18 protein-coding genes are annotated in these 24,492 nt (G+C 68.3%); 7 read left to right on the top strand and 11 right to left on the bottom strand.

Annotated features, from left to right (window positions below; translation table 11 throughout):
• Positions 1–133 precede the first annotated feature (133 nt).
• Complete coding sequence (locus N4G47_RS20765) at positions 134–2,536, bottom strand: ribonucleoside-diphosphate reductase subunit alpha (RefSeq protein ID WP_475284412.1); 2,403 nt, start codon at positions 2,534–2,536, stop codon at positions 134–136.
• A 535-nt stretch (positions 2,537–3,071) separates the two neighbouring features.
• Here N4G47_RS20765 and N4G47_RS20760 point away from each other — a divergent pair.
• Positions 3,072–3,908 (top strand): DUF2884 family protein, encoded by an 837-nt coding sequence (locus tag N4G47_RS20760; RefSeq protein ID WP_475284414.1) that lies wholly within the window; start codon positions 3,072–3,074, stop codon positions 3,906–3,908.
• Positions 3,909–4,075: 167 nt separating this feature from the next.
• On the opposite strand, the gene zapE is transcribed toward N4G47_RS20760, so the two are convergent.
• Entirely contained in the window at positions 4,076–5,176 is a 1,101-nt protein-coding gene (gene zapE, locus N4G47_RS20755; RefSeq protein ID WP_475284416.1) for a cell division protein ZapE, read from the bottom strand.
• Positions 5,173–5,844 (bottom strand): alpha/beta hydrolase, encoded by a 672-nt coding sequence (locus N4G47_RS20750; RefSeq protein ID WP_475284418.1) that lies wholly within the window; start codon positions 5,842–5,844, stop codon positions 5,173–5,175. Before N4G47_RS20750 ends, zapE begins: the two co-directional genes overlap by 4 nt.
• Before the next feature lie 43 nt (positions 5,845–5,887).
• Here N4G47_RS20750 and N4G47_RS20745 point away from each other — a divergent pair, with 43 nt between their 5' ends.
• Positions 5,888–6,745 (top strand): EamA family transporter, encoded by an 858-nt coding sequence (locus N4G47_RS20745; RefSeq protein ID WP_475284420.1) that lies wholly within the window; start codon positions 5,888–5,890, stop codon positions 6,743–6,745.
• A 72-nt stretch (positions 6,746–6,817) separates the two neighbouring features.
• Here N4G47_RS20745 and N4G47_RS20740 read toward each other — a convergent pair whose 3' ends face one another.
• The 3 genes from N4G47_RS20740 to N4G47_RS20730 form a co-directional block, all read right to left on the bottom strand.
• On the bottom strand, positions 6,818–8,266 hold the full coding sequence (locus tag N4G47_RS20740) for an ExeM/NucH family extracellular endonuclease (protein ID WP_475284422.1): 1,449 nt from the start codon (positions 8,264–8,266) through the stop codon (positions 6,818–6,820).
• A 242-nt stretch (positions 8,267–8,508) separates the two neighbouring features.
• Positions 8,509–9,027 (bottom strand): c-type cytochrome, encoded by a 519-nt coding sequence (locus tag N4G47_RS20735; protein ID WP_057497004.1) that lies wholly within the window; start codon positions 9,025–9,027, stop codon positions 8,509–8,511.
• A 184-nt stretch (positions 9,028–9,211) separates the two neighbouring features.
• Positions 9,212–9,829: a TetR/AcrR family transcriptional regulator gene (locus tag N4G47_RS20730; RefSeq protein WP_475284424.1), complete on the bottom strand. Its 618-nt coding sequence runs from the start codon at positions 9,827–9,829 to the stop codon at positions 9,212–9,214.
• A 158-nt stretch (positions 9,830–9,987) separates the two neighbouring features.
• Here N4G47_RS20730 and N4G47_RS20725 point away from each other — a divergent pair, with 158 nt between their 5' ends.
• Genes N4G47_RS20725 through N4G47_RS20715 form a run of 3 tightly spaced genes read left to right on the top strand, consistent with a single transcriptional unit; the run spans position 9,988 to position 14,796 of the window.
• Entirely contained in the window at positions 9,988–11,151 is a 1,164-nt protein-coding gene (locus tag N4G47_RS20725) for an isovaleryl-CoA dehydrogenase (RefSeq protein ID WP_107231462.1), read from the top strand.
• 10 nt (positions 11,152–11,161) lie between these two features.
• Positions 11,162–12,772 carry a carboxyl transferase domain-containing protein gene (locus tag N4G47_RS20720; protein WP_475284427.1) on the top strand — a complete coding sequence of 537 codons (1,611 nt, stop codon included), beginning with the start codon at positions 11,162–11,164 and terminating at the stop codon, positions 12,770–12,772.
• Between the two features lie 8 nt (positions 12,773–12,780).
• Positions 12,781–14,796: an acetyl/propionyl/methylcrotonyl-CoA carboxylase subunit alpha gene (locus N4G47_RS20715; RefSeq protein WP_475284429.1), complete on the top strand. Its 2,016-nt coding sequence runs from the start codon at positions 12,781–12,783 to the stop codon at positions 14,794–14,796.
• Positions 14,797–14,847: 51 nt separating this feature from the next.
• Here N4G47_RS20715 and N4G47_RS20710 read toward each other — a convergent pair whose 3' ends face one another.
• A complete protein-coding gene (locus N4G47_RS20710) occupies positions 14,848–16,011 on the bottom strand; it encodes a putative peptide maturation dehydrogenase (RefSeq protein ID WP_475289818.1) in 1,164 nt (387 codons plus the stop codon).
• Positions 16,012–16,130: 119 nt separating this feature from the next.
• Between N4G47_RS20710 and N4G47_RS20705 the strand changes: the two genes are divergently transcribed.
• The gene (locus N4G47_RS20705; protein WP_107231458.1) at positions 16,131–16,415 is read left to right on the top strand and encodes an NHLP-related RiPP peptide; all 285 of its coding nucleotides are present in this window, start codon (positions 16,131–16,133) and stop codon (positions 16,413–16,415) included.
• A 7-nt stretch (positions 16,416–16,422) separates the two neighbouring features.
• On the opposite strand, the gene N4G47_RS20700 is transcribed toward N4G47_RS20705, so the two are convergent.
• From N4G47_RS20700 to aceB, 4 genes are all read right to left on the bottom strand, one after another.
• The gene (locus tag N4G47_RS20700) at positions 16,423–18,936 is read right to left on the bottom strand and encodes a putative peptide modification system cyclase (RefSeq protein WP_475289817.1); all 2,514 of its coding nucleotides are present in this window, start codon (positions 18,934–18,936) and stop codon (positions 16,423–16,425) included.
• Between the two features lie 15 nt (positions 18,937–18,951).
• Positions 18,952–19,995 carry a GGDEF domain-containing protein gene (locus tag N4G47_RS20695; RefSeq protein ID WP_475289816.1) on the bottom strand — a complete coding sequence of 348 codons (1,044 nt, stop codon included), beginning with the start codon at positions 19,993–19,995 and terminating at the stop codon, positions 18,952–18,954.
• Between the two features lie 359 nt (positions 19,996–20,354).
• Positions 20,355–21,656 carry an isocitrate lyase gene (gene aceA / locus N4G47_RS20690; protein WP_004153647.1) on the bottom strand — a complete coding sequence of 434 codons (1,302 nt, stop codon included), beginning with the start codon at positions 21,654–21,656 and terminating at the stop codon, positions 20,355–20,357.
• A gap of 64 nt (positions 21,657–21,720) precedes the next feature.
• On the bottom strand, positions 21,721–23,358 hold the full coding sequence (aceB, locus tag N4G47_RS20685; RefSeq protein ID WP_475289815.1) for a malate synthase A: 1,638 nt from the start codon (positions 23,356–23,358) through the stop codon (positions 21,721–21,723).
• 110 nt (positions 23,359–23,468) lie between these two features.
• On the opposite strand from aceB, the gene N4G47_RS20680 reads away from it, so the two are divergent.
• Positions 23,469–24,437 (top strand): LysR family transcriptional regulator, encoded by a 969-nt coding sequence (locus tag N4G47_RS20680; RefSeq protein ID WP_012478790.1) that lies wholly within the window; start codon positions 23,469–23,471, stop codon positions 24,435–24,437.
• The last annotated feature ends 55 nt before the right edge of the window (positions 24,438–24,492 follow it).

Below are 24,492 nucleotides of genomic sequence, written 5' to 3'. Positions count from 1 at the left end.
TGAATTCCTGGGTGAGCCGCCGGGCATGGCCCGGCGCTACCGTGGGTGTTTTTCCGCAGCCGAGCATGGCTCGGCTCTACAGGTGCGAGGTGTTCGAGTGCCGACCAACGGTCGGCACCCACCGCGCGGTGTTTTACTGGCAGGCCTCGCAGGCTTCCGGGTTTTCCAGCGAGCAGGCGACCGCTTCGTCCGGGCTGAACACCTTGGCCGGGGCCGCGCTGCTTACCGTGGTCTTGGCGATCTTGGTGGCCGGGCGCGAACGCAGGTAGTAGGTGGTCTTGATGCCCTGCTTCCAGGCGTACATGTACATGGACGACATCGCGCCGATGTTCGGGCTTTCCATGAACAGGTTGAGCGAGGCCGACTGGTCGATGAAGGCGCCACGCTCGGCGGCCATGTCGATCAGCGAACGCATCGGCAGTTCCCACGCGGTGCGGTAGACCTCGCGCAGGGTTTCCGGAATCTGCGCCACGCCGGCGATGGAACCTTCGGCCAGCTTGATGGCATCGCGCATGTCAGCGGTCCACAGGCCCAGCTTCTTCAGCTCGTTGACCAGGTAACGGTTGACCTGCAGGAAGTCGCCGGACAGGGTCTCGCGCTTGAACAGGTTGGACACCTGCGGCTCGACGCACTCGTAGCAGCCGGCGATCGAGGCGATGGTCGCGGTCGGGGCGATCGCGATCATCAGCGAGTTGCGCAGGCCATGCTCCTTGATGCGCGCACGCAGGGCATCCCAGCGTGCGGTGTCTTCGGGCACCACGTTCCAGGCGTCGAACTGCAGTTCACCACCGGCGGCACGGGTGTCGTTGAACGACGGGTGCTTGCCGCGTTCCTGGGCCAGCTCGCAGGAGGTTTCCAGCGCGTGGAAGTAGATCGTTTCGGCGATCTTCTTCGACAGTGCGCGGGCTTCGGCGCTGTCGAACGGCAGGCGCTTGCGGAAGAACACGTCCTGCAGGCCCATGCAGCCCAGGCCGACCGGACGCCAGCGCAGGTTGGCGCGGCGGGCGGTTTCGATCGGGTAGAAGTTCAGGTCGATGACGCGGTCGAGCTGGCGCACGGCCAGGCGCACGGTCTCGGCCAGCTTCTCGAAATCGAAGTCGTTGTGCTCGTCGAAGTGGTTGCCCAGGTTGATCGAACCCAGGTTGCACACGGCGGTTTCATCGTTGGAGGTGACCTCCAGGATTTCCGTGCACAGGTTGGACAGGTGGATCACGTTGCCGGCGCGCAGGGTCTGGTTGCTGGCGCGGTTGCACTTGTCCTTGAAGGTCATCCAGCCGTTGCCGGTCTCGGCCAGCGTACGCATCATGCGGGCATACAGCTTGCGCGCGGAGATGGTGCGGCTGGCCTTGCCCTGCGCTTCGGCCTGCACGTAGGCCTGCTCGAAGGCTTCGCCGAACAGGTCGGTGAACTCCGGCACGACGCGCGGATCGAACAGCGACCATTCCTGGTCGGCCTCGACGCGCTTCATGAACAGGTCCGGCACCCAGTTGGCCAGATTCAGGTTGTGGGTACGGCGGGCTTCGTCACCGGTGTTGTCACGCAGCTCGAGGAAATCCTCGACGTCGGCATGCCAGGTTTCCAGGTAGACGCAGGCGGCGCCCTTGCGCTTGCCGCCCTGGTTCACCGCGGCCACCGACGAATCCATGGTCTTCAGCCACGGCACGATGCCGTTGGAATGGCCGTTGGTGGACTTGATGAGCGAACCACGCGAACGCACGCGGGTGTAGCTGACGCCGATGCCGCCGGAGAACTTGGACAGCTGGGCGATATCGCCGTACTTGGCGTAGATCGATTCCAGCGAGTCCTGCGGCGAGTCCAGCAGGAAGCACGAGGACAGCTGCTCGTGGGTGGTGCCGGAGTTGAACAGGGTCGGGCTGGACGGCAGGTAGTCCAGGTTGCCCATGCGCTTGTACAGCGCCAGGGTCTCGGACACGTCCTCGCTCAGCGCGCTGGCGATGCGCAGGAAGAACTGCTGCGGGGTCTCGATCACCTTGCGGGTGTGCGGGTGGCGCAGCAGGTAGCGGTCGTACAGGGTACGCAGGCCGAAGTAATCGAAGTTCAGGTCCAGCGAGATGTCGATGGCATCGTTGAGCTTGCGTGCGTTGGTCTGCACGAAGTTCAGCAGGCGGTCGTTGATCAGGCCCACTTCGTGGCCACGGCTGACCGACTGCGAGAAGGCGTAGATTTCCTGGCCCGACACTTCCTTGGCGATGTAGTTGGCCAGCAGGCGCGCGGCCAGACGGCCGTACTCGGGCTCTTCACCGATCAGCAGCGCGGCGGTACGGATGGACAGTTCGTCCAGCTCGCGGGTGGTGGCGCCGTTGTACAGGCCGGAAATGGTGCGGGTGGCCACGCGCATCGGATCGACGGCGTGCAGGCCTTCGGAGGAACGCTGCACCGCGCGCACGATCTTGTTCAGGTCCACCAGTTCGGTGGTCCCGTTGCGCTTGGTCACACTCATCGCGTTGGCCGTCGGCGGCGACGTCAACAGGAACTCGCTTTCCTTCTCGATGGTGGCGCTGGATTCGGTGCTCACGGCGTGTGTCCTCTTGGCGTGATTGGGGGTGCTCGATGCATCGGGTGACGCGGCCCGGGACATGACAGCCCAGGATGGCAGGACGGCGTCGCAGGGGATGAGACCCTGCGCCTGCCACTGCCGTTGACGGTTGCGTGCGGGTATCCGGGAGACCCGCGGCGGACCCCCATACCTGGGGTTGTTGCGACCGACGGCCACAAGATAGTGGGGGTGATGGGGGCCGTCAACGCCAAATGTAGTGAAATTCGGCAATCCCTTGCGCCGCAAGGATCGTGCCATCGGCGGCCTGATCAGACGCTTCAGACCTGCCGGAACGGGCTGCGCAGTCAAGCCCGAGACGCGTCATTCCGGTGGTACAACGCCGCGCGGAAACGGAACAATGACAGCTTCACATGACAGTGATGAAGCTGGCCAGGGACAACCCTGTGGATAGGTGGTGGGCATCCGGTGGGCAGCCGCTGGCGGGGTGACTTCCGGCCGATGCCGGCGCGGCCCGGCGGGCAGATGCTGCAGGCTCGCCACACGGACTGTCGCCATGGACCTGCGCCTGCCCACTCTTGCCCTGTTGTCGGCCTTGCTGCTGGCCCCCGCGCAGGCCGCCGATGCGCCGAAGCTGCGCGCGGACCAGTGCGGCATCCGCACCGATTACGACGTGCTGGTGGACAGCGGTGGCATCTGGCTGCGGCACGGGCCGCAGGCGCCCCACGAGGTGGTGTTCCACGATGGGGTACTGAGCCTGGACGATACGATCGTGCCGGTCAGCGCCGCCGACGCCGCACGCCTGCGCCAGCTGGAGGCCGGCGCCCGCCAGTTGATGCCGGCGGCCACGGCGCTGGCCCAGGAAGTGAGCGGGCTGAGTTTCGACGTGCTCGACGGGGTCTATGAAAGCCTGACCGGCACCGCCAACAGCCGCAAGGTACGGCGCCTGCGCCGGCAGGCCGATGACTGGATCGGCGGCACGCTGGGCAAGGGCTACTGGGAACAGGCGGTGTTCGGGCCGGGCTTCGAGGCCAAGGTGCAGGACATGGCCGAATCACTGTCCGCGTCCATCGCCCGCAGCATGCTCTGGCAGATCTTCACCGGCCGCAGCGACGCCATGGAGGCGCGCGCCGACCGCCTGGACGCGCAGATGGAGCAGCAGCTGGAAGGCCGCGCCGAGCGCATCGAAGCCCGCGCGCAGGCGTTGTGCCCGCTGGTGCAGGCGCTGGCCGACACCCACGACGCGCTGGAGGTACGCTACCAGGGCCAGCCGCTGCGGCTGCTGGAGCGCAGCGAAGGGATCCGGGTCGAGCACACCGCCGACACCGGCCCGCAGGTGTCGGCCGGGCCGGATGAGCGGCCGTTGGGGAACGCGGTTGCGCCCACGCGGTAGCCACGCGGCGCTGCTGTAGAGCCGAGCCCATGCTCGGCTGCTTTTCGGCACGCCAGGTAGAGTCGAGCTTGCTCGACGGCTTCTGGCTCCGCGCGGAAGGCAGTCGAGCAAGCTCGACTCTACCAAGCGGGGCAAGCGAGGGCGGCCGGGGCCGCCCGCGCCACTGCTCACGCCCGGTGCGGGGTGCCCAGGTATTCGGCGCTCTGCATTTCGATCAGGCGCGAGGCGGTGCGCTCGAACGCGCCCTGCAGGCGCTGGCCGGTGTACAGCTCGATCGGCGAGGTGCTGGCGGTGCAGACCAGGTTGACGTGGCGGTCGTACAGCTCGTCGATCAGGTTGACGAAGCGGCGCGCGGCATCTTCGTTCAGGCGGTCGAAGGCGGGAATGCCGCCCAGCAGCACCGTGTTGAACTCGTGCGCGATCTCGATGTAATCCGACGGTCCGCGCGGGCCCTCGCACAGGGCGGCGAAATCGAACCAGGCGATGCTCTTGCCGCGGCCGCGCACCGGAATCTTGCGGCCCTCGATCTCGATGTTGCCAGGCTTGGCCGGCTGGCCGCCACTGAGTTCGGTCCAGCGCGTGGCCAGCCAGGCATCGCTGTCGGCGGCCAGTGGCGCGCGGTACACCGGCGAGCGGGTCAGCGCGCGCATGCGGTAGTCCTCGGTGCCTTCGGCGTACAGCTCCACGCAGAAGCGCTGCAGCAGGCCGATGGCCGGCAGGAAGCTCTCGCGCTGCAGGCCGTTGAGGTACAGGTTCTCCACCGCTGTGTTGGAGGTGGTGACCAGGGTCACGCCCTCGGCGAACAAGCGCTCCAGCAGCCGCGCCAGCAGCATGGCATCGCCGATGTCGGTGACGAAGAACTCGTCCAGCACCAGCACGCGCAGGTTGCTGCGCCACTCCTGGGCGATCCTGGCCAGCGGGTCGCTCTGCCCCTGGTGCTCGCGCAGGCGCTCGTGGACGCTGCGCATGAAGCGGTGGAAGTGCGTGCGGTACTTCTGCTTGATCGGCAGGCCGTCGTAGAACAGGTCAACCAGGAAGGTCTTGCCGCGGCCGACGCCGCCCCAGAAGTACAGGCCCTTGACCGGCTCGGGCTTCTTCCAGAACGAGGACAGGCGGTCCAGCCAGCCGTCCTCGGCGCTGTCGACCAGCCCTCGATGGATGCGGTCCAGCTCGGCCAGCGCTGCATGCTGGGCCGGGTCGTCCTGCCAGTCGCCACGGGCGACTCCTTCGGCATAGCGCTGCGAAGGCGTCAGCTCGGCTGCACTCATGCCGCCGCGCCCAGCCAGTGCTTGACGCCGTGGGTGAGTGCGCCGCGCAGGTCGATCAGCTTGCGGTGGAAGAAGTGGCTGGTCTCGGGCATGCGCACCAGCTCATGCGGGAAGTCCAGCGTGTCCAGCCACTGATAGACCGCCTGCGGGTCGACGATCTCGTCCTGCTCGCCCTGGATCACCAGCCAGCGTGCCGGCGGTTGCACGCCGTCGAAATCCCAGCGGCCAGCCGGCGGTGCAATCGAGATCAGCGCCTCCGGCTGCAGCGCGGCAGCCGCCTTCAGCGAAACGAAGGCGCCGAAGCTGAAACCGGCCAGCCACAGACGATCGTCGGGACGCTGGCTGCGCACCCAGGCGGCGACGGCCTTCAGGTCATCCTGCTCGCCCACGCCGCCATCGAAGGTGCCGGCCGAGCCACCCACGCTGCGGAAGTTGAAACGCACCGTGGCGATGCCCAGCTCGCGCAGGGTGGTGGCGGTCATGGTGACCACCTTGTTGTGCAGGGTGCCGCCCTCGGTGGACAGCGGATGGCAGATGATGGCCACGATCGGCTGCACCGGCGCATCGGCCTTGGGCAGGTCGACGACCACTTCCAGCGGGCCGGCCGGGCCGTCCAGTTCGAGGCAGGCGGTTTCGCCGGGGGCGACGGGGAACAGGGGCTTGTGCATGGCACCATGATACCGTCCCCCGCCCCTGCCCTGTGCCCGCCCCATGCTCTACCTGTCTTTGGCCGTGATCTGCAGTGTGCTGGTTTCGGTGTTGTTGAAGGTGGCCGGACGCCGCCAACTGGATGTTGCGCAGATGGTCACCTGGAACTACCTGGTGGCGGCAACGCTCACGGCGGTGGTGCTGCAGCCGCCGCTGGATGCACTGCGCGCGCCGCATGCGCCGTGGCTGTCGCTGCTGGCGCTGGCGGTGGTGCTGCCGTCGATCTTCCTGGTCCTGGGCCGCGCGGTGGCAGTGGCCGGCATCGTCCGCAGTGATGTGGCGCAGCGGCTGTCGCTGCTGCTGTCGCTGGCCGCAGCGTTCCTGTTCTTCGGCCAGACCGCCACGCCGTGGAAGCTGGCCGGCCTGGCGCTGGGCCTGGTCGCCATGGTGGCGATCAGCCTGCGCCCGCGCGGCCCGGCACTGGCGGCCTCGCCCGGCGGCTGGGGCTGGCTGCTGGGCGTATGGGGCGGGTTTGCCGTGGTCGACGTGCTGCTGAAGCAGGTGGCCCTTTCGGGCACGCCGTCGATGGCGGCGGTGCTGGCCAGCTTCAGCGTGGCCTTCGTGCTGATGCTGGCGCTGCAGCTGTGGCGGCACGCCAGCGGCCGCAGCCGGCTGGCCTGGCGCAACCTCGGCGCCGGCGCGCTGCTGGGCCTGCTCAACGGCGGCAACATTCTTTTCTACGTGCACGCGCACCAGGCGATGCCGGACAGCCCGGCCACCGTGTTTGCCGGCATGAACATCGGCGTGGTGGTGCTGGGTGCGCTGGTGGGTGTATTCGCCTTCGGCGAGGCGACCACGAAGTGGAACCGCGCCGGCCTTGCGCTGGCGGTGCTGGCGATCGGGTTGATCGCCTGGGGGTGAGCATGTGCATCGGGGTCAGAGCCCATTCCGTTGGAATGGGATCCGACCCCTGCCGCGCCCCGGCGTTGCGCGTTATTTGTCGAAGCCCAGCAACAGCGGGTCGTGGTCGGAACTGCGCCACGGGCCCTGCACGTTGCGGCCCTGGTAGCCGCTGGCGTCCTGCTCGTCGGCATTGCTGTGCCATTCGGCGGCACCGCGCAGGCGCTTGGCCATGCCCGGGCTCAACAGCGCGTGGTCAAGACGGCCGCTGTAGCCGTTGTAGACGTAGCTGTAGGGGTGCTCGACCTTGGCCACCTTGAACGCGTCCTGCCAGCCCAGGTCATGCAGGGCGCGGATCGGGTCTTCCATCGCGTAGGCGTTGAAGTCGCCCAGCAGCACGATGTCCTTCACCTTCAGGCGCGCAGCTTCGGCATTCACCCACTGGTTGAGCTGGCGCGCCGATTCCACACGGGTGGCGTTCCAGCAGCCCTGGCCATCGTTCTGGTCGGCATCGGCACCGCTGGCATCGCGGCAGCCCTTCGACTTGAAGTGGTTGGCCACCACCATGAACGGCGCGCCCTTGCCCTGGAAGGCCTGCGCCAGCGGCGCGCGGCTGTGTTCGGCAAACGGGCCATCGGTCCGGGTCAGCGGCTTGCCCAGCGGCTTGAACGACCCACGCTTGTAGATGATGCCGACCCGGATCGGATTGGTGCCTGGACCTTCGCCCGGATCCACCGCCACCCATTCGTCGTTCGGGTCGGTGCGCGGCAATGCATTGAGCGCGGCCAGAAGTTCGGCGATGGCCGACTGCGGACCGTAGCCGTCGTTTTCCAGTTCCATCAGCGCGGCGATGTCGGTATCCAGGGCGCTGATGGTGGCCACCAGCTTGGCGACCTGCGCCTTGTGCTCGTCCAGCGTGCGCGCGCCGCGCAGGGTCGGGAAGCCGCCGCCCTGGCCATCACCATTGAAGAAGTTCTCCAGGTTGAACGCGGCGATCTGCAGGCTGCCCGGCACCTTCGGCACCGGCGGGCGCTGCAGTTCCGGCAGCTGCAACGCGCCGTCCACCTGCAGGCGGGCACGGCCCTGTGCGTCCACGCGCACGGTGCCTTCCACGTTGCGCAGCTGCATGCCGGTACGCAGCACCGGATTGCCCGGCAGATAAGCCACGCTGCCGGGGTCGCGGGCATCGCTGCCGTCGTCCAGCAGCAGGCGGCGGCGCTGGTTGTCGGCCATCACCTGCTCACTGCCCGCGGTGCCCGGCGCGGCCACTTCGGTGGGCTGCCACAGGCGGCCGTCGAAGGCCACGGTCAGCTCGCCGAAGCGTTCCAGGCCGTCGGTGCCGGCCAGGGTCAGCGGCGCGGCGATGCGCACGCGCTGGCCATCCAGCGCGCGCCAGTCCGAGGGCGCGGCGGTCAGCACCACGGTGGCGCTGCCGCGCGCGGCCGGCGTTACCGGGGCCGGTGCGGCCTGCGGCTGGGCCTGGGCGAAGGCGCTGGCCGGCAACAGCAGGGACAGGGCAAGGGCAAGGGAGCGGCGGCGCATCGACGGGCGATTCCAGGGAAGAGGAGGCACAGACTAACCCCGAAATGCGAAACCCCGCGTGCGCGGCGGGGTTTTGGCCGTGGTGGGCAAAACCCCGGGCAATGACCGGGGCGACCGACGGGTAGAGTCGACTGTTAGTCGACTATCGCGCGCAGCGCGGGCTTTTCGGTGCTCTTGGGAAGAGCAGTCGACTAACAGTCGACTCTACCGTTCGCCCGTTCGCCCGTTCGGGCGTTCGCCGTCTACTTCAGGTTGCCCAGCATCCAGTCCACGGTGGCGTGGATCTGTTCCTCGGTCAGTGCCGGGTTGCCGCCCTTGGGCGGCATGATGCCGCCGTCGGGGCCGGTGTAGCCCTCGATGGCGTGCTTGTAGAGGGTGTCCTTGCCCTGTGCCAGGCGCTTGTCCCAGTGCGCGTGATCCAGCGTCGGGGCCTGGCCGACACCGGTGGTGTGGCAGGCCGTGCACAGGTTGTCGAAGATCACCTTGCCGTCCTTGGTGCCGCCGTAGGCCACCTGCGAGGCGGCCTTGGCCAGTGCGGCGGCCTTGGCGGCGGCCTGCGCGGCGGCGCCGGTACTGCCGGCATAGACCGCGCCGGTGGGCGAGATGCGCTGTTCGGTGCGCTTGGCTGCCGTGGGCGACACCTCGGGCGGAATCCGGGTGTGGATGTAGGCGGCAAGGAGGATCAGGCCGAGGGTGATGGCCATCAACAGCGCGATCACCATGGAGAAGCGTTTCAGGAACTCCAGATCGTAATTCCGCACTCTTCGTTACCCCTGGCTGATAGTCGTTGGACCACGGCTGAGCGACTGCGTGATGGGCCGAGTATAGAACGCGCTTCGCATGCGACAACAGGCGTCACTGCTGATGCGGCGCAACATGCCGGGGCTGGGGTCAGATCCCTTTTGCCATGCAGGAGGGATCTGACCCCGGCAACAGCGGCCGGCTCTACCGGATTGCGGGGGCGCCGATCGCGCGCAGGCAGAAGCTGCAGATCGCGTCCACCAGTGCGTCCTCGTCGCGATGCGCTTCGCGGCTGGGCGCGGTCGGGCCGACCATCGCTTCGGTGAACGCACCGACCAGGCAGGCGGCGGCCACATGTGCGTCCTGCGCCGGCAGCTCACCGGCCGCCACGCCTTCTTCCACCAGCCGCAGGAACACATCGCCGAACGCGCGCCGGCCGCGCATGCGCTCGGCTTCCACATCCGGGTCGACCGGTTCGACGATGAAGGCATGCGCCAGCCCCGGCCCGGCCAGGGCGCGACGGACGAAGGCGGTGATCGCCAGCCGCAACCGCTCGCTGGCGGCCTCCGGCCCCTGCGCGATGCGCTCCATGATCGCCACCTCGTGGGCCACCGCGGCGTTGAGCACTTCCACGAACAGCTCGGCCTTGGACGGGAAATGGCGGTAGATCAGCCCGGTGGACACCCCCGCCTGGGTCGCCACGGCGGTCACCGGGGCGTTGCGCCAGCCGCCGGTGGCGACCAGCGCACGGGTCGCCAGCAGGATCCGTTCACGGGCGCCCGCCAGGCGTTCTTCCATCAATGCAGAGCGTTTGTAGGCCATGTTCTGATTCTAGTTTCAATTTTTGAATTCGTATTCACTTCTTACCCGAACCCCGCTACGCTGGGGCCATCGCCCGTGTGGGTGGCGGTCCTGTACACCGCCATCCACTCCCCGCCGGGTGCGTCCATTTCCTGCCATCCCGCCGTGGAGCCACCACAATGCACGTGCCATCCCTGAACTTCGATCTTGGCGAAGACATCGACCTGCTGCGCCAGAGCGTGGCCCATTTTGCCGCCGCCGAGATCGCCCCGCTCGCCGCCGAGGCCGATGCGACCAACCAGTTCCCGCTGGCGCTGTGGCCGAAGCTGGGCGAACAGGGCCTGCTCGGCCTGACCGTGGAAGAAGCATACGGCGGCACCGGCATGGGTTACCTGGCCCACGTGGTGGCGATGGAAGAGATCTCGCGCGCCTCCGGCGGCATCGCCCTGTCCTATGGTGCGCACTCCAACCTGTGCGTGAACCAGCTGCGCAAGAACGGCAGCGAGGAACAGAAGCAGCGCTTCCTGCCCGACCTGTGCAGCGGCGCCAAGGTGGGTGCGCTGGCGATGAGCGAACCGGGCGCCGGTTCGGACGTGGTGTCGATGAAGCTGCGCGCGGACAAGCGCGGCGACCGCTACGTGCTCAACGGCAACAAGATGTGGATCACCAACGGCCCGGACGCCGACGTGCTGGTGGTCTACGCCAAGACCGACATGGAGGCCGGCGCCAAGGGCATCACCGCCTTCCTGGTCGAGAAGGGCATGAAGGGTTTTTCCACCGCACAGAAGCTGGACAAGCTGGGCATGCGCTCCTCGCCCACCTGTGAACTGGTGTTCCAGGACTGCGAGATTCCCGAAGAGAACGTGCTCGGTGCGGTGGGCGGCGGCGTGCGCGTGCTGATGTCCGGCCTGGACTACGAGCGCGTGGTGCTGTCCGGTGGCCCGCTGGGCCTGATGGCCGCGGCGATGGATGTGGTGATGCCCTATGTGCACGAGCGCCACCAGTTCGGCGAACCGATCGGCAGCTTCCAGCTGATCCAGGCCAAGATCGCCGACATGTACGTGGGCCTGGGTGCCTGCCGCGCCTATGTCTACGCGGTGGCGCGCGCCTGCGACCAGGGCCGTACCACCCGCCAGGATGCGGCCGGTGCGATCCTGTACGCCGCCGAGAAGGCGACCTGGCTGACCGGCCAGGCGATCCAGATCCTCGGTGGCAACGGCTACATCAACGAGTACCCGACCGGCCGTTTGTGGCGCGACGCCAAGCTGTATGAAATCGGCGCCGGCACCTCGGAGATCCGCCGCATGCTGATCGGCCGCGAACTGTTCCAGCGCACTCTGTAAGGCCACCGCGATGACCGTACTGAACAGCCAGCTGCAACCGGGCAGCGATTCGTTTGAAGGCAACCGCGCAGCGATGCAGGCGGTGGTCGACGACCTGCACGCCACCCTGGCCCGCACCGCCCTGGGCGGCAGCGAGGCGGCGCGCGCCAAGCACACCGCACGCGGCAAGCTGCTGGTGCGTGACCGCATCGACGCCCTGCTCGACCCGGGCAGCGCCTTCCTGGAAATCGCGCCGCTGGCCGCGCATGGCATGTACGACGATGCCGTACCTGCGGCGGGCGTGGTGGCCGGCATCGGCCGGGTGAGCGGCGTGGAGTGCGTGATCGTGGCCAACGACGCCACGGTCAAGGGCGGCACCTATTACCCGATGACGGTGAAGAAGCACCTGCGCGCGCAGGAGATCGCCGAGCAGAACCACCTGCCGTGCATCTACCTGGTCGACTCCGGTGGCGCCTTCCTGCCGCTGCAGGACGAGGTCTTCCCCGACCGCGACCATTTCGGCCGCATCTTCTACAACCAGGCCAACCTGTCGGCGCAGGGCATTCCGCAGATCGCCTGCGTGATGGGCAGCTGCACCGCCGGTGGTGCCTACGTGCCGGCGATGAGCGATGAAACGGTGATCGTGCGCGAACAGGGCACGATCTTCCTCGGCGGCCCGCCGCTGGTGAAGGCGGCCACCGGTGAAGTGGTGACGGCCGAGGAACTGGGCGGCGCCGATGTGCACACGCGCATTTCCGGCGTGGCCGACCACATGGCCGACAACGACCTGCAGGCGCTGGCCCGGGTGCGCGCGATCATCGCGCAGTTGAACTGGCGCAAGCCGGAACCGGCGATGGCGGTGCAGGCGCCCGAAGAACCGCTGCTGCCGGCGCATGAGTTGTATGGCGTGATTCCCGCCGACACGCGCAAGCCCTACGACGTGCGCGAAGTGATCGCGCGCCTGGTGGACGGCTCGCGCTTCGATGAGTTCAAGCCGCGCTATGGCGCCACCCTGGTCACCGGCTTTGCGCATCTGAACGGCTACCCGATCGGCATCATCGCCAACAACGGCATCCTGTTCTCCGAGTCGGCACTGAAGGGCGCGCACTTCATCGAGCTGTGCACCCAGCGCAACATCCCGCTGGTGTTCCTGCAGAACATCACCGGCTTCATGGTCGGCCGCAAGTACGAACAGGGTGGCATCGCCAAGGACGGGGCCAAGCTGGTGATGGCGGTGGCCTGCGCCAAGGTACCCAAGTTCACCGTAGTCATCGGTGGCTCGTTCGGTGCCGGCAACTACGGCATGTGCGGCCGCGCGTACTCGCCGAACTTCCTGTGGATGTGGCCGAACGCGCGCATCGGCGTGATGGGTGGCGAGCAGGCCGCCAGCGTGCTGGCCACGGTCAAGCGCGATGGCATCGAAGCCAAGGGCGGCCAGTGGCCGGCCGCGGAGGAAGACGCGTTCAAGGCGCCGATCCGCGAGCAGTTCGAACAACAGGGCCATCCCTACTACGCCAGTGCCCGCCTGTGGGACGACGGCGTGATCGATCCGGCCGACACCCGCCGGGTGCTGGCGCTGGCGCTGTCGGCCAGCCTCAACGCCGCCCCGCAGCAGACGCGCTTCGGCGTGTTCCGCATGTAACCCATGCCATGACCGAGCACGCTCCCATGAAGCCCGTTGCCATGTTCTCCAAGATCCTGATCGCCAACCGTGGCGAAATCGCCTGCCGCGTGATCGCCACCTGCCGTCGCCTCGGCATCGCCACCGTGGCGGTGTATTCCGATGCCGACCGCAACGCGCGCCACGTACGGCTGGCCGACGAAGCCATCCACATCGGCCCGGCCGCCGCACGCGAGAGCTACCTGCGCGGCGATGCCCTGCTCGAGGCCGCACGCGCGACCGGCGCGCAGGCCATTCACCCCGGCTACGGTTTCCTGTCCGAGAACGCGGACTTCGCCGATGCCTGTGCCGCTGCCGGCATCACCTTCATCGGCCCGCCAGCCAGCGCCATCCGCGCGATGGGCGACAAGAGCGCGGCCAAGGCACTGATGGCCCAGGCCGGCGTGCCCCTCACCCCGGGCTACCACGGCGACCAGCAGGCGCCGGACTTCCTGCGCGCACAGGCCGATGCCATCGGCTACCCGGTACTGATCAAGGCCAGCGCCGGTGGCGGTGGCAAGGGCATGCGCAAGGTCGAGCGCAGCGAGGACTTCGTCGATGCACTGGCCAGCTGCCAGCGCGAGGCAGCCTCGGCGTTCGGCAACGATCACGTACTGGTGGAGAAGTACGTCGAGCGCCCGCGCCACATCGAGATCCAGGTGTTCGGCGATTCCCACGGTGAGGCGGTGTACCTGTTCGAGCGCGACTGCTCGGTGCAGCGCCGCCACCAGAAGGTGCTGGAAGAGGCCCCCGCACCGGGCATGAGCGCCGAGCGTCGTGCGGCGATGGGCAAGGCCGCCGTCGATGCCGCGCGCGCGGTGGGCTATGAGGGTGCGGGCACCGTGGAGTTCATCGCCGGCCCGGATGGCGATTTCTACTTCATGGAAATGAACACCCGGCTGCAGGTCGAGCACCCGGTCACCGAGTTCATCACCGGCACCGACCTGGTGGAGTGGCAGCTGCGCGTGGCCTCGGGCCAGCCGCTGCCGCTGCGCCAGGAGCAGTTGGCGATTCACGGCCACGCCATCGAGGCGCGTCTGTACGCCGAAGATGCCGACCGCGGCTTCCTGCCCTCCACCGGCACCCTGCACCGGCTGCGCCTGCCGACGCCGTCGGCCAACGTGCGCGTGGATACCGGCGTGGAGGAAGGCGACAGCATCACCCCGTACTACGACCCGATGATCGCCAAGCTGATCGTCTGGGACGTGGACCGCGATGCCGCGCTGCGCCGCATGAGCCAGGCCCTGGCCGACTGCCAGGTGGTGGGCGTGACCACCAATGCCGGCTTCCTGCGCCGGCTGGTGAACACCGATTCGTTCACCCACGCCAAGCTGGATACCGCGCTGATCGAACGCGAACAGGCGGCGCTGAGCGTGCTGGGCGACAGCGACGACGCACTCTGGCTGCTGGCGGCGGTGGCCGCGGTGGCCAGCACTGCGGGCGCCAGCACCGACGCACGCGATCCGCATTCGCCGTGGCAGGCACAGGACGGCTGGCGCCTGGGCGCCCGTGCGCCACGCGTGCTGCCAGTGCAGCAGGGCGAGCGCCGGCACAGCCTGAAGGTGTGGGCGCAGGCTGACGGCTGGCGCGTGCAGTGCGATGACGCCGCGCCGGTACTGGCCACAGGCACGGCCGACGCGCACGCACTGACCGTGCAGCTGGGCGGGCGCCGCTGGACACTGCAGCTGCTGCGCGACGGTGACCAGCTGTACCTGTTCGGTGCCGATGGCCAGCATCGCTTCACCCTGCACGATCCGGTGGGTGAATCGGACCATGCCGTGGCCGACGCCGGCAGCCTGCTGGCACCGATGCCCGGCAGGATCGTGGCCACGCTGGTCGCGGCCGGCACCGAGGTCAAGCGCGGCACGCCGCTGGTGGTGCTGGAGGCGATGAAGATGGAACACACCCTGCAGGCACCGGCCGATGGCACGGTGAAGGGCTATCGCGCCAAGGCCGGCGACCAGGTCGGTGATGGTGCGGTGCTGGTGGACTTCGAGGCCGCCTGAGGGTGACGTGGCCGGGCCCTGTGGCCCGGCGACAGCGCAGGCCGCTGACCGTCAGCCCGGCCGCGGCCACACGTGGCCACCCGGATCCAGTTCCGCGGTGGTCTTTTCGGCCTTGCGCCAGCCCAGCCCGCAGATGGCCAGCGCGCCCTCGGCCATCGGCCGCAGCCCGAACGCGCGCCCGGCCTCGGCTTCGTTGATGGCGGCGGTGACGAACGCGCCCAGGCCCTGTGCGGTCGCGGCCGCATACAGCGCCTGCGAGACATGCCCGGCATCGAGCGTGACCGCGCGATAGGCCTTGGCGTGGTTGCGGTACTTCCAGTAATTGCGTTCGAACCGGCACACCAGCACCAGCAGCACCGGCGCATCGGCGAACCAGTGCTGGCCGGCCAGCAGCCGCAGGCCCAATGCTGCCGGATCGTCCACCGGGCCGGGCAGCCGCCCCAGCTCATGCGCCAGCGCATGGTAGTGGTACAGGCCCGGCGCCAGCCCCTCCACGTTGCGCACCAGCAGATAGGCTTCCAGCGGATGCAGGCTGCCGGCCGAGGGCACGTTCTTCTTCAGGAAGCGCACCCCGGGATCGGTTTCCACCTGTGCCTGGGCCATCAGCACCTGTTGCAGCACCCGCGCCAGCACCGGCAGCGGCAACGCGCGGGCACGATCGAAATTGCGGCAGGTGGCCCGTGCCTGCAACAGCGGCTGCAGCGGATCGTCCTGGCAACGCGGCAGCGGCACCGCGCCGGGCAACCGCGGCGGCGCTTCCGGCGGCGGGTTGCCGAAGCTGCGCACCAGATCGCGGGCCGTCACCAGCTGGTGCTGCTCCATGTCCTGCACGCTGTCCACGCCGTCCCAGCACGACTGCTGGTAATGCAGGGCCGACAGCGGCCACCAGTGGCTGTCGCGCAGCTGCTGCTCGGCCGCGAACACCTCGGCGTGGGCCGGGTCATCGCTGACCAGCAGCCCTTGCTGCAGCAGCGCCAGCACACGGCTGCGCGCCTCCGGCGCCTGCGGCAACGACTGCCAGCGCTCGGCACTGCAGGCCAGCAACCAGGCACAACTGGCCGCATCGATTACCTGCACGGTCGGCAGATGCGCGGCGTGTACCTGCAGCACCGGTTGCAGCTGCACGCCCGTACCACCGGCCAGCAGCGCATCCAGGTTGAAGGCAGGGCGTTCCACCGGCTCGACGAACAGCGTCCGGCAACGACGGAATCTCATCGCGATGGCATCCCACGGTTGTGCAGGGCGCCGATCATAGCGTGGCACGCGCGCACGCCCATCAACTTCGCGGCGTTGCCGCCGATATTTCCATTTTCCCAACCTTGCGGTCGTATCCCATGTCTGCTTCGCCCCTCTCCGCCGACGTTGTCCGGCAGCTGCTGGACCGGCTGTCCAGCGATGATGCCTTCCGTGCCGAATTTGCCAGGGATCCGGGCCAGGCGCTGCTCGCACTCGGCGCCGATGAGGAAACCGTGCGCGCCTGCCATACACCGCTGGCCTCGTTGGGCGGCAAGGCGGAGTTCGCCAAGGCCGCTGCGCGCATGCACCAGCTGCTGGACGTGCGCGCCGCGTTCACCGTGCCGTTCCTGTTCGAAGATGGCCTGCCGGGCCTGGATCAGTAAACCGGCCTCAGGGCGCGGCTGACGCGCCCTTGCCCGCCAGCGGGGCGGGCCGGATCGCCGTCAACCGCTGCACGTCCATCGCGTTCAGTGGAAGCAGCGCGTAGTCGCCGACATCTTCGGCAAATGCCAGGCCTACGTGGCGTTGCAGCCACTGTGCGTGGCGCAGGGCCGTGGCGTGGTCGCCGCTGGCCGTGGCCAGGTCCATCTGCAGCACCCGCCACTGGAACAGGCTCGCAGCAGGTTGCTGGGCCAGCAGCGACTGGGCCTGCGCCAGCCGGCCCTGGTCGAGCGCGATGCGCGCCTGCAACAGGTTCCACAGCTCGCGCAGGCGCGGGTCTGCATCGCGTTCGGGCAGCGACTGCAACGCCTCCCGTCGCTGCGCCACCACCGCGCCCTGACCGGCGCGCACGGCGTGGTAGGCCGCGGCAAGCGCGATGAATGCGTTGCGTCGTGCCGGCGCCGGCTGCGAACGATCAACCGCCTGCAATGTCCGGTCGAGCACCTGCTGGTAGGCCTGCGACGCGGCGGGCACCGGCTGCTGGCCACGCCAGGCCAGCGCCTGCAGCGCCAGGATGTCGCACAGGCCGGAGCCGGTCGTGCACTGCGCGGCCGCCTGCTGCATGTCGCTGGCCGCTTCGCTGCGGCGATCCTGCATGCCCAGCACCGCCGCACGCAGCATGCGCGCCCCCAGCCCGGAGGACCGCATTGCCGCAAAGCCGGCATTGGCCGCATCGAAATCACCCGACAGGGCCAGCAGCAGCGGTTCCATCGCATCCCCGTTCCAGCCCGGATGCAGGCGTGCGCCACGCAGGGCGGCTTCGGCGGCGGCGATCTCGCCACGCGCCAGCTGCACCCGCGCCACGAACACCAGCACCAGCGCACGGCGCGAATGCTGCCGGGCCAGCAACGGCTGCGCGGCGGCCAGGGCGCCGTCGTAGTCACCCTGCGTGTAGAGGATCTTGGCGTAGTTCATCCAACCGGCCGGATCATCCGGGTACAGCTCGGTCAGCATCCGCCAGCGATCGGCGATGCGTGCCGGCGGAGCGCCCTGGAAATCGGCGGCCCACGCGTCCAGGTAGAGCTGGTCACGCGCGGTCAGGTGCGCACGCTGGCTGACCGCTTTCTGGTACAGCGCGGCGGCCTGCTCCAGGTTGCCCTTGGCGTGCTGGATGTTCATCTGCCCGACATAGGCAAAGGCGAACCCGGGGTCGAGCCGGGTGGCCTGTTCGAAGAACATCAGCGCGTCGTCATAGCGCGCTGCCGCCGTGGCGTCCACGCCCTTGGCATAGGCATGCAGCGCATCGAGGTTGGCGGTGGCCACGGTCGGCAGCGGCCGCTGGTCGCGGCCGACATCGCGCAGGGCCTCGCCCAGGTCCGTGCGCAGCGCCGCGACCACGTGGTCGGTGGAGGCCAGGATCGAATCCAGCCCGCGACCGTCGGCAAAGCGGGTGTAGACGGTCTGCCCGCTGCGCGGATCGACCACTTCGACACTGACCCGCACCTTGCCGTTGAGCTCCAGCACGCTGGGCACCAGCACCGCGCGCACGCCATCGCGCAGCGCTACTTCGATGGCCAGGCTGCGGTCCAGCCGCGCCTGCGGTGGCCGCTGCATCAGCTGCAGGGTGTCGCGCACCTTCAGTTCGCTGAGGATGTTGACGAACCGCGACTGCCCCAGGCTGATGTACAGCGCCTGCTCCAGGCTGCTGTCCAGCTGCGGGTACGCGGTGGCGTTGTGCACGGCCGAGACGATCACCCAGTCACGCTCGGCAAAGGCGATGGCCGGTGCCGGTCGCAGCAGCGTCCACAGCAGCACGCCCAGCGCCAACGCCAGCGCAGCCTCGGTCACCAGGGCGGCCGGGCGCCGCCACAGCGGCAGATCACGCCAGGCCTTTTCGCCCGAACGCGGCCTGCGCAGCGGCGCACTGCCACGCAGGCCGATCTCGAAGACTTCCTGGCGTTCGCTGATACCCTTGAACCGCCAGCAGCCATGGTCCTTCCAGCGCAGCTCATCGGCCGCCCACGGCAGTTCGCCGCTGGCCCGGCGCGCCATCTTTTCCGCGCTGGCCGACAGCAGGACCTGCCCCGGCCATGCCAGCTGCATCAGCCGCGCGGCCATCGGCTTGGCCAGGCCCTCCACTTCCACCGGCTTGGCGCCGTGGGCCATGGCCTCGGCACTGTTGTTCCACAGCAGCACATCGCCCACGTGCAGCCCGGCGCGCGCGCGCAGCACGATGCCGCGTTCGCGGCCCAGCGCATCCACCGCGCTCTGGTAGGACAGGGCGAAGCCGACCCCATCGATGGTGCGCTCGAACAGCATGAACAGGCCGTCGGAGCGATCGATCAGCTGGCCGTTCCAGCGCTGCTGCAGGCCAAGCACCAGCCGGTCGTGCTGTTGGAACAGCTCAGCGGCGCTGATGTCGCCGATGCGCTCGACCAGCTGCAGCGAGTCGCACAGGTCGGTGAACAACAGGGTCCGCACCTGCGGGCTCTGCACCGGAAGGGAATGCTGGATGCCGTCCATTGCCACCTCTGCCGCTCATGATCCGTTGTCGGGGGCATCGCCCCAGCGCAGGCAATTGCCGCCATCGCGCTTGGCCTGGTACAGCGCGCGGTCGGCGCTGGCGTACCACTCGCTCCAGTCCGCCTCGGCCACCAGCAGGCTGGCACCGATGCTGACCAGGCTCACGTGCGGCGTGCCATGGCTGCGTTCGAGCAGGCCGTGCACCGCGCTGAGAATGAACTCGGCGGCGTGCTGCACGATCTCGTGGTTGCCACGGCGCAGGATCAGGCAGAACTCATCGCCGCCGAGCCGGCACGCCAGGTCCTGCTCACCGGCCATCGAACGCAGGATGTTGCCCATGCTCTGCAGCACGCGGTCGCCGGCCTGGTGGCCGTGGCGGTCGTTGATCTGCTTGAAGCGGTCGCAGTCGATCAGCAGCAGCGCCTGCGGCGGGCCATCGGCGTGGGCGCGGCACTCCTGCAGGTACAGGGTCAGGCCACGGCGGTTGTGCAGTCCGGTCAGCTCGTCAGTGCGCACCAGCTCGCGGGTGTGGGTGAGCTGGTGGGTGGTGATGTACAGGTTGTCCAGCGCGGTTTCCAGGTCGTGGTTGCGCCGCCGCAGCTGGCTGATCAGGGCCTGTTCGTTGGTCAGCACGCGCATGATCGTGCGGCGCAGGAAGTAGGCCACCAGGCCGGGATCGGATTCGACCAGCCGATGGAAATCGCTCGGGCCCAGCTCCAGCACTTCGCAGTCATCGAGCGCGCGCGCACTGGCGCTGCGCAGGTGATCGCCGACCAGCAGGCCCAGCTCACCGAAGAACTCGTGCTGGCCAAGCGTCTTGATCACCAGGTCCTCGCCGAAGTCCAGTTCGATCTGGCCCTGGAGGATCACATACATGCGCTCGCCACGGTGTCCACGCTGGAACAACCACTGTCCGGCATGAAGCTTGCATGGGCGGGCGAATCTGGCGAACAATGCAACCTCGGCATCGGACAGCAGCGCATGCACGATCTCGGCCATCGCCACGCGGGCGATACCTGTCGTCACATCACTGTTCTCGGCCGCACCCCTGCCGGTCATTCCCTGCACCCGCCGCCAGCGTCCCCTGGTGAGCCGCGGAGCATAGCACCGCTTTAAAGTGTGCGCCCTATCTCATTTTGAGTCTTTGGCCGCACGTTCGTGATGTGAAGATCCGGCGTGGCCTGTTCTGGTCACGCCTGTCCGCGCAAAACCCCTGCTGGATCAAGCCGATGGCGGATTTCACAGGGTTTCGGCCAAGTTGCGATCGCGCGGGTGCGCCGGATTGACGCGCTGCGCCGCGCGCCGTTGCCTGGATACAACAACGCCGGCAGGTCCCCCGACCGGCCGGCGTTGTCTGGCCCTTCCCTGGCCACCCTGATCAGACCCGGTAGTGCCGGCCGCTGGCCGGCATTACCCGCTCAGGCGGCGCGTTCGCTGCGCCCGCCGTGGAACTGCTCTTCTTCGGTCGAACCGGTCAATGCGGTGGTCGACGACTGCCCCTGCTGGATCGCCTGGGTGACCGCATCGAAGTAGCCGGTGCCCACTTCGCGCTGGTGCTTGACTGCGGTGAAGCCACGCTCGGCCGCTTCGAACTCGGCTTCCTGCAGTTCCACGAACGCGCTCATCTGGCGGCGCGCATAGCCGTGGGCCAGGTTGAACATGCCGTAGTTCAGCGCGTGGAAACCGGCCAGGGTGATGAACTGGAACTTGTAACCGTAGCTGCCCAGCTCGCGCTGGAACTTGGCGATGGTGGCGTCGTCCAGGTTCTTCTTCCAGTTGAAGCTGGGCGAGCAGTTGTAGGCCAGCAGCTTGCCCGGGAACTTCGCATGGATCGCCTCGGCGAACTTGCGCGCGAATTCCAGATCCGGCTTGCCGGTCTCGCACCACACCAGGTCGGCATAGGGCGCATAGGCCAGGCCACGGCTGATCGCCTGGTCCAGGCCGTTGCGGGTCTTGTAGAAGCCCTCCACCGTGCGCTCGCCCGTGGCGAAGGGCTTGTCGTTGCCGTCGATGTCGCTGGTCAGCAGATCCGCCGCCTCGGCATCGGTACGCGCCACCAGCAGGGTCGGCACGCCCAGCACGTCGGCGGCCAGGCGCGCGGCGTTGAGCTTCTCGATCGCCTCGCGGGTCGGCACCAGCACCTTGCCGCCCATGTGGCCGCACTTCTTCACCGAGGCCAGCTGGTCTTCGAAGTGCACGCCGGCGGCACCGGCCTCGATCATTGCCTTCATCAGTTCGAACGCATTGAGCACGCCGCCGAAACCGGCTTCGGCATCAGCCACGATCGGCTGCAGGAAGTCGATGTCATCCTTGCCTTCAGCGTGATGCAGCTGGTCGGCGCGCAGCAGGGTGTTGTTGATGCGCTTGACCACCGCCGGCACCGAATCGGCCGGGTACAGCGACTGGTCCGGGTACATCTGCCCGGCCAGGTTGGCATCGGCCGCCACCTGCCAACCGGACAGGTAGATCGCCTTCAGCCCGGCCTTGACCTGCTGCATGGCCTGGTTGCCAGTCAGCGCACCCAGCGCGTTGACGAACTCGCGCTCGTGCAGCGACGCCCACAGCTTCTCTGCACCCAGGCGGGCCAGCGAATGCTCGATGTGCACGGTGCCGCGCAGGCGCACCACGTCAGCGGCGCTGTAGTTGCGCTGGATGCCTTCCCAGCGCGGGTTGGTGTCCCAGTCGTGCTGGATCTGTTCGGCAGTGGGCAGCTTGCTCATGTCTTTCTCCAGTTCGGTTCGTGCGTGCAGCGGGGAGGGAAACGGCGGTAGACGCGGGCGGCAGTCAGTCGATGCGCGCGTAGGCCGGCAGGGTCAGGAAGTCGGTCAGTTCATTGCTGCGGCTCAGTTCGCCCAGCAGGGCGATGGCCTCGCCGATGCGGGCGCCACCGGGCAACGCGGCGGTATCGCCCAGCCGTGCCGGCAGCTGCGCCAGGGTGGCGTCGAGCAGGGCCAGGTCGATCGCGGTGCCATCGTCGAGCTGCTGGCCCGGCGTGTGCAGCCACTGCCAGAGCTGGCTGCGGCTGATCTCGGCGGTGGCCGCGTCCTCCATCAGGTGATGGATCGGCACGCAGCCGTTGCCGTCCAGCCAGGCGGCCAGGTAGCGCACGCAGACTTCCACATTGCCCTCGAAACCGGCGCGGGTGATGCTGCCCGGCGGCCTCGCGATCAGCTCATCGCGGCCGATGCGCACGTCCTGGCGCAGCACGTTGTGCTGGTTCGCGGTGGGCATGTGCTCGTCGAAGATCGCCATCGCCACCGGAATCAGCGCCGGGTGCGCGACCCAGGTGCCGTCATGGCCGGCAGTGACTTCGCGCAGCTTGTCGGCGCGCACGCGGGCCATCGCCTGTTCGTTGGCGGCCGCATCGTTGTTGATCGGGATCTGCGCGGCCATGCCACCCATCGCATGCGCACCACGGCGGTGGCAGGTCTGGATCAGCAGCTCCGAATAGGCCTTCAGGAACGGCTGGGTCATGGTCACCTGGCCGCGCTCGGGCAGCACGCGGTCGGCGTGGCGGCGGAAGGTCTTCAGGTAGGAGAAGATGTAATCCCAACGCCCGCAGTTCAGGCCGACGATGCGATCACGCAGCGCGTGCAGGATCTCGTCCATCTCGAACACCGCCGGCAGCGTTTCGATCAGCACGGTCACCTTGATCTGGCCGTGCGGCAGGCCGAGCATGCCTTCGATGTGCGACAGCGCGGTCTCCCACAGCGCGGCCTCTTCCATGCTCTGCAGCTTGGGCAGGTAGAAGTACGGGCCGCGGTCCTTGGCCTGCAGCGTGCGCGCGTTGTGGAAGGCGAACACGGCCGCGTCGAACAGGCCGCCGGCCAGCGGCTGGCCATCGATGGCCACGTGCTTCTCGTCCAGGTGCCAGCCACGCGGGCGCACGATCAGCACCGCCTGTTCGTCGTAGGGGCGCAGGCGGTAGTGCTTGCCCGGCTTGCCGTTGGCGGCCGGCGCAGTGAATTCCAGATCACCGCGCACCGCAGCCGCCAGCGACTGCTGCCCGGCCAGCAGGTTGCGCCAGGTCGGCGAGGTCGAATCCTCGAAGTCGGCCATGAACACCTTGGCGCCGGAGTTCAGCGCGTTGATGACCATCTTCGGGTCGGTCGGGCCGGTGATCTCGACGCGACGGTCCTGCAGCGCGCCCGGCAGCGGCGCGACGGTCCAGTCGCCGCTGCGGATGGCGGCGGTGTCTTCACGGAAATCCGGCAGGCCGCCCTGGTCGAAGAAGGCCTGGCGCTCGCGCCGGGCCTGCAGCCGTGCCTGCCGGCCCGGTTCCACCGCGCGGTGCAGCGACACCAGCAGGGCCAGCAGCGGCGCCGGCAGCACGGTGTCCTGGCCGGCCACGCGGGTCGCCAGGGCGATACCGGGGGTGGCCTTGCTGGCAGGGGTGGGAACAGCGGAAGCGACGGCGGACATGGGGCGACTCCAGCGGTGGGGGAACGTCTCCACGGTGCCGCCGGGGCCGAGTATTTGGCAAAACAGTTTTTGCAATGTTCTACATAAATTGTGCTAATACTTGTGACGCCATGACCACGCGCCCCTCGCCAAGTCCGCGTTTTTCCTACAAATCCGACCGGCTGAAGCCGCTGCGCGCGTTCTGTCAGACGGTGCGTCTGGGCTCGGTCTCACGGGCAGCTGAGGCGTTGTTCGTCAGCCAGCCCGCCATCAGCCTGCAGTTGCAGGCGCTGGAACGGGAGTTGGGCGTGCCGCTGTTCGAACGCAGCGGGCGGCGCTTGGTGCCCAGCCGCGAGGGCCAGCTGCTGTACGAAATGGCGCAGCCGCTGGTGGAGAATCTGGATGGACTGGAGGCACGCTTCCGCGACAAAGTGCGCGGCCTGGACGCGGGCGAGCTGAACATCGCCGCCAACAGTTCCACCATCCTGTACCTGCTGCCGAAGATCGTCGAACGCTTCCGCCTGCATCACCCGGACGTGCGCCTGACCCTGCACAACGCCATCAGCGCCGACGGCACCGACCTGCTGCGCGAGGACGCCGCCGACCTGGCCATTGGCTCGATGACCGATGTGCCGGCCGATCTCAGCTATGCCCCGGCCTACCGTTTCGAGCAGGTGCTGATCGCCCCGCACGATCATCCGCTGGCCAGCGGGGGTGAGCTGGAGCTGGCCGACATCGCGCGCTATCCGCTTGTGCTGCCACCGAAGCGGCAGATCACCTACCGCCTGGTCGACCAGGTCTTCCAGCGCCACCGCATCGCCTACACCGTGGCGCTGGAGGTTGGCGGCTGGGAGGTGATCAAGCAGTACGTGGCGATGGGCATGGGTATTTCCATCGTGCCGGCGCTGTGCCTGAACGAGGCCGACCACGAGCGGCTGGCGGCGCGCTCGATGAAGCGCTGGTTCCCCGAGCGCAGCTATGGCGTGATCGTGCGACGTGGCAAGGCGTTGTCGGCGCAGGCGCGGGCGTTCATCGAACTGATCCAGCCAGAGCTGTTCAGCCCGCGCGATTATGACCAGAGCGGGCATTCGGAACGGTGAGGGGTTGTTGGGCAGGGCTGCCGCCCCGCCTCTGACAGATCGCCGCGGCTGTTGG

It is taken from the genome of Stenotrophomonas sp. GSD10, from assembly GCF_056172695.1.
Note: the sequence above shows the minus strand (reverse complement) of the source record. Positions and strands in the feature narration are given on the sequence as shown.

Bases quoted from the DNA above. Each gene is read 5' to 3' on its own strand.
- N4G47_RS20760 (WP_475284414.1), top strand. From the start codon at position 3,072: ATGGACCTGCGCCTGCCCACTCTTGCCCTGTTGTCGGCCTTGCTGCTG.
- zapE (WP_475284416.1), bottom strand. From the start codon at position 5,176: ATGAGTGCAGCCGAGCTGACGCCTTCGCAGCGCTATGCCGAAGGAGTC.
- N4G47_RS20750 (WP_475284418.1), bottom strand. From the start codon at position 5,844: ATGCACAAGCCCCTGTTCCCCGTCGCCCCCGGCGAAACCGCCTGCCTC.
- N4G47_RS20745 (WP_475284420.1), top strand. From the start codon at position 5,888: ATGCTCTACCTGTCTTTGGCCGTGATCTGCAGTGTGCTGGTTTCGGTG.
- N4G47_RS20740 (WP_475284422.1), bottom strand. From the start codon at position 8,266: ATGCGCCGCCGCTCCCTTGCCCTTGCCCTGTCCCTGCTGTTGCCGGCC.
- N4G47_RS20730 (WP_475284424.1), bottom strand. From the start codon at position 9,829: ATGGCCTACAAACGCTCTGCATTGATGGAAGAACGCCTGGCGGGCGCC.
- N4G47_RS20725 (WP_107231462.1), top strand. From the start codon at position 9,988: ATGCACGTGCCATCCCTGAACTTCGATCTTGGCGAAGACATCGACCTG.
- N4G47_RS20720 (WP_475284427.1), top strand. From the start codon at position 11,162: ATGACCGTACTGAACAGCCAGCTGCAACCGGGCAGCGATTCGTTTGAA.
- N4G47_RS20715 (WP_475284429.1), top strand. From the start codon at position 12,781: ATGACCGAGCACGCTCCCATGAAGCCCGTTGCCATGTTCTCCAAGATC.
- N4G47_RS20710 (WP_475289818.1), bottom strand. From the start codon at position 16,011: ATGAGATTCCGTCGTTGCCGGACGCTGTTCGTCGAGCCGGTGGAACGC.
- N4G47_RS20705 (WP_107231458.1), top strand. From the start codon at position 16,131: ATGTCTGCTTCGCCCCTCTCCGCCGACGTTGTCCGGCAGCTGCTGGAC.
- N4G47_RS20700 (WP_475289817.1), bottom strand. From the start codon at position 18,936: ATGGACGGCATCCAGCATTCCCTTCCGGTGCAGAGCCCGCAGGTGCGG.
- N4G47_RS20695 (WP_475289816.1), bottom strand. From the start codon at position 19,995: ATGACCGGCAGGGGTGCGGCCGAGAACAGTGATGTGACGACAGGTATC.
- aceA (WP_004153647.1), bottom strand. From the start codon at position 21,656: ATGAGCAAGCTGCCCACTGCCGAACAGATCCAGCACGACTGGGACACC.
- aceB (WP_475289815.1), bottom strand. From the start codon at position 23,358: ATGTCCGCCGTCGCTTCCGCTGTTCCCACCCCTGCCAGCAAGGCCACC.
- N4G47_RS20680 (WP_012478790.1), top strand. From the start codon at position 23,469: ATGACCACGCGCCCCTCGCCAAGTCCGCGTTTTTCCTACAAATCCGAC.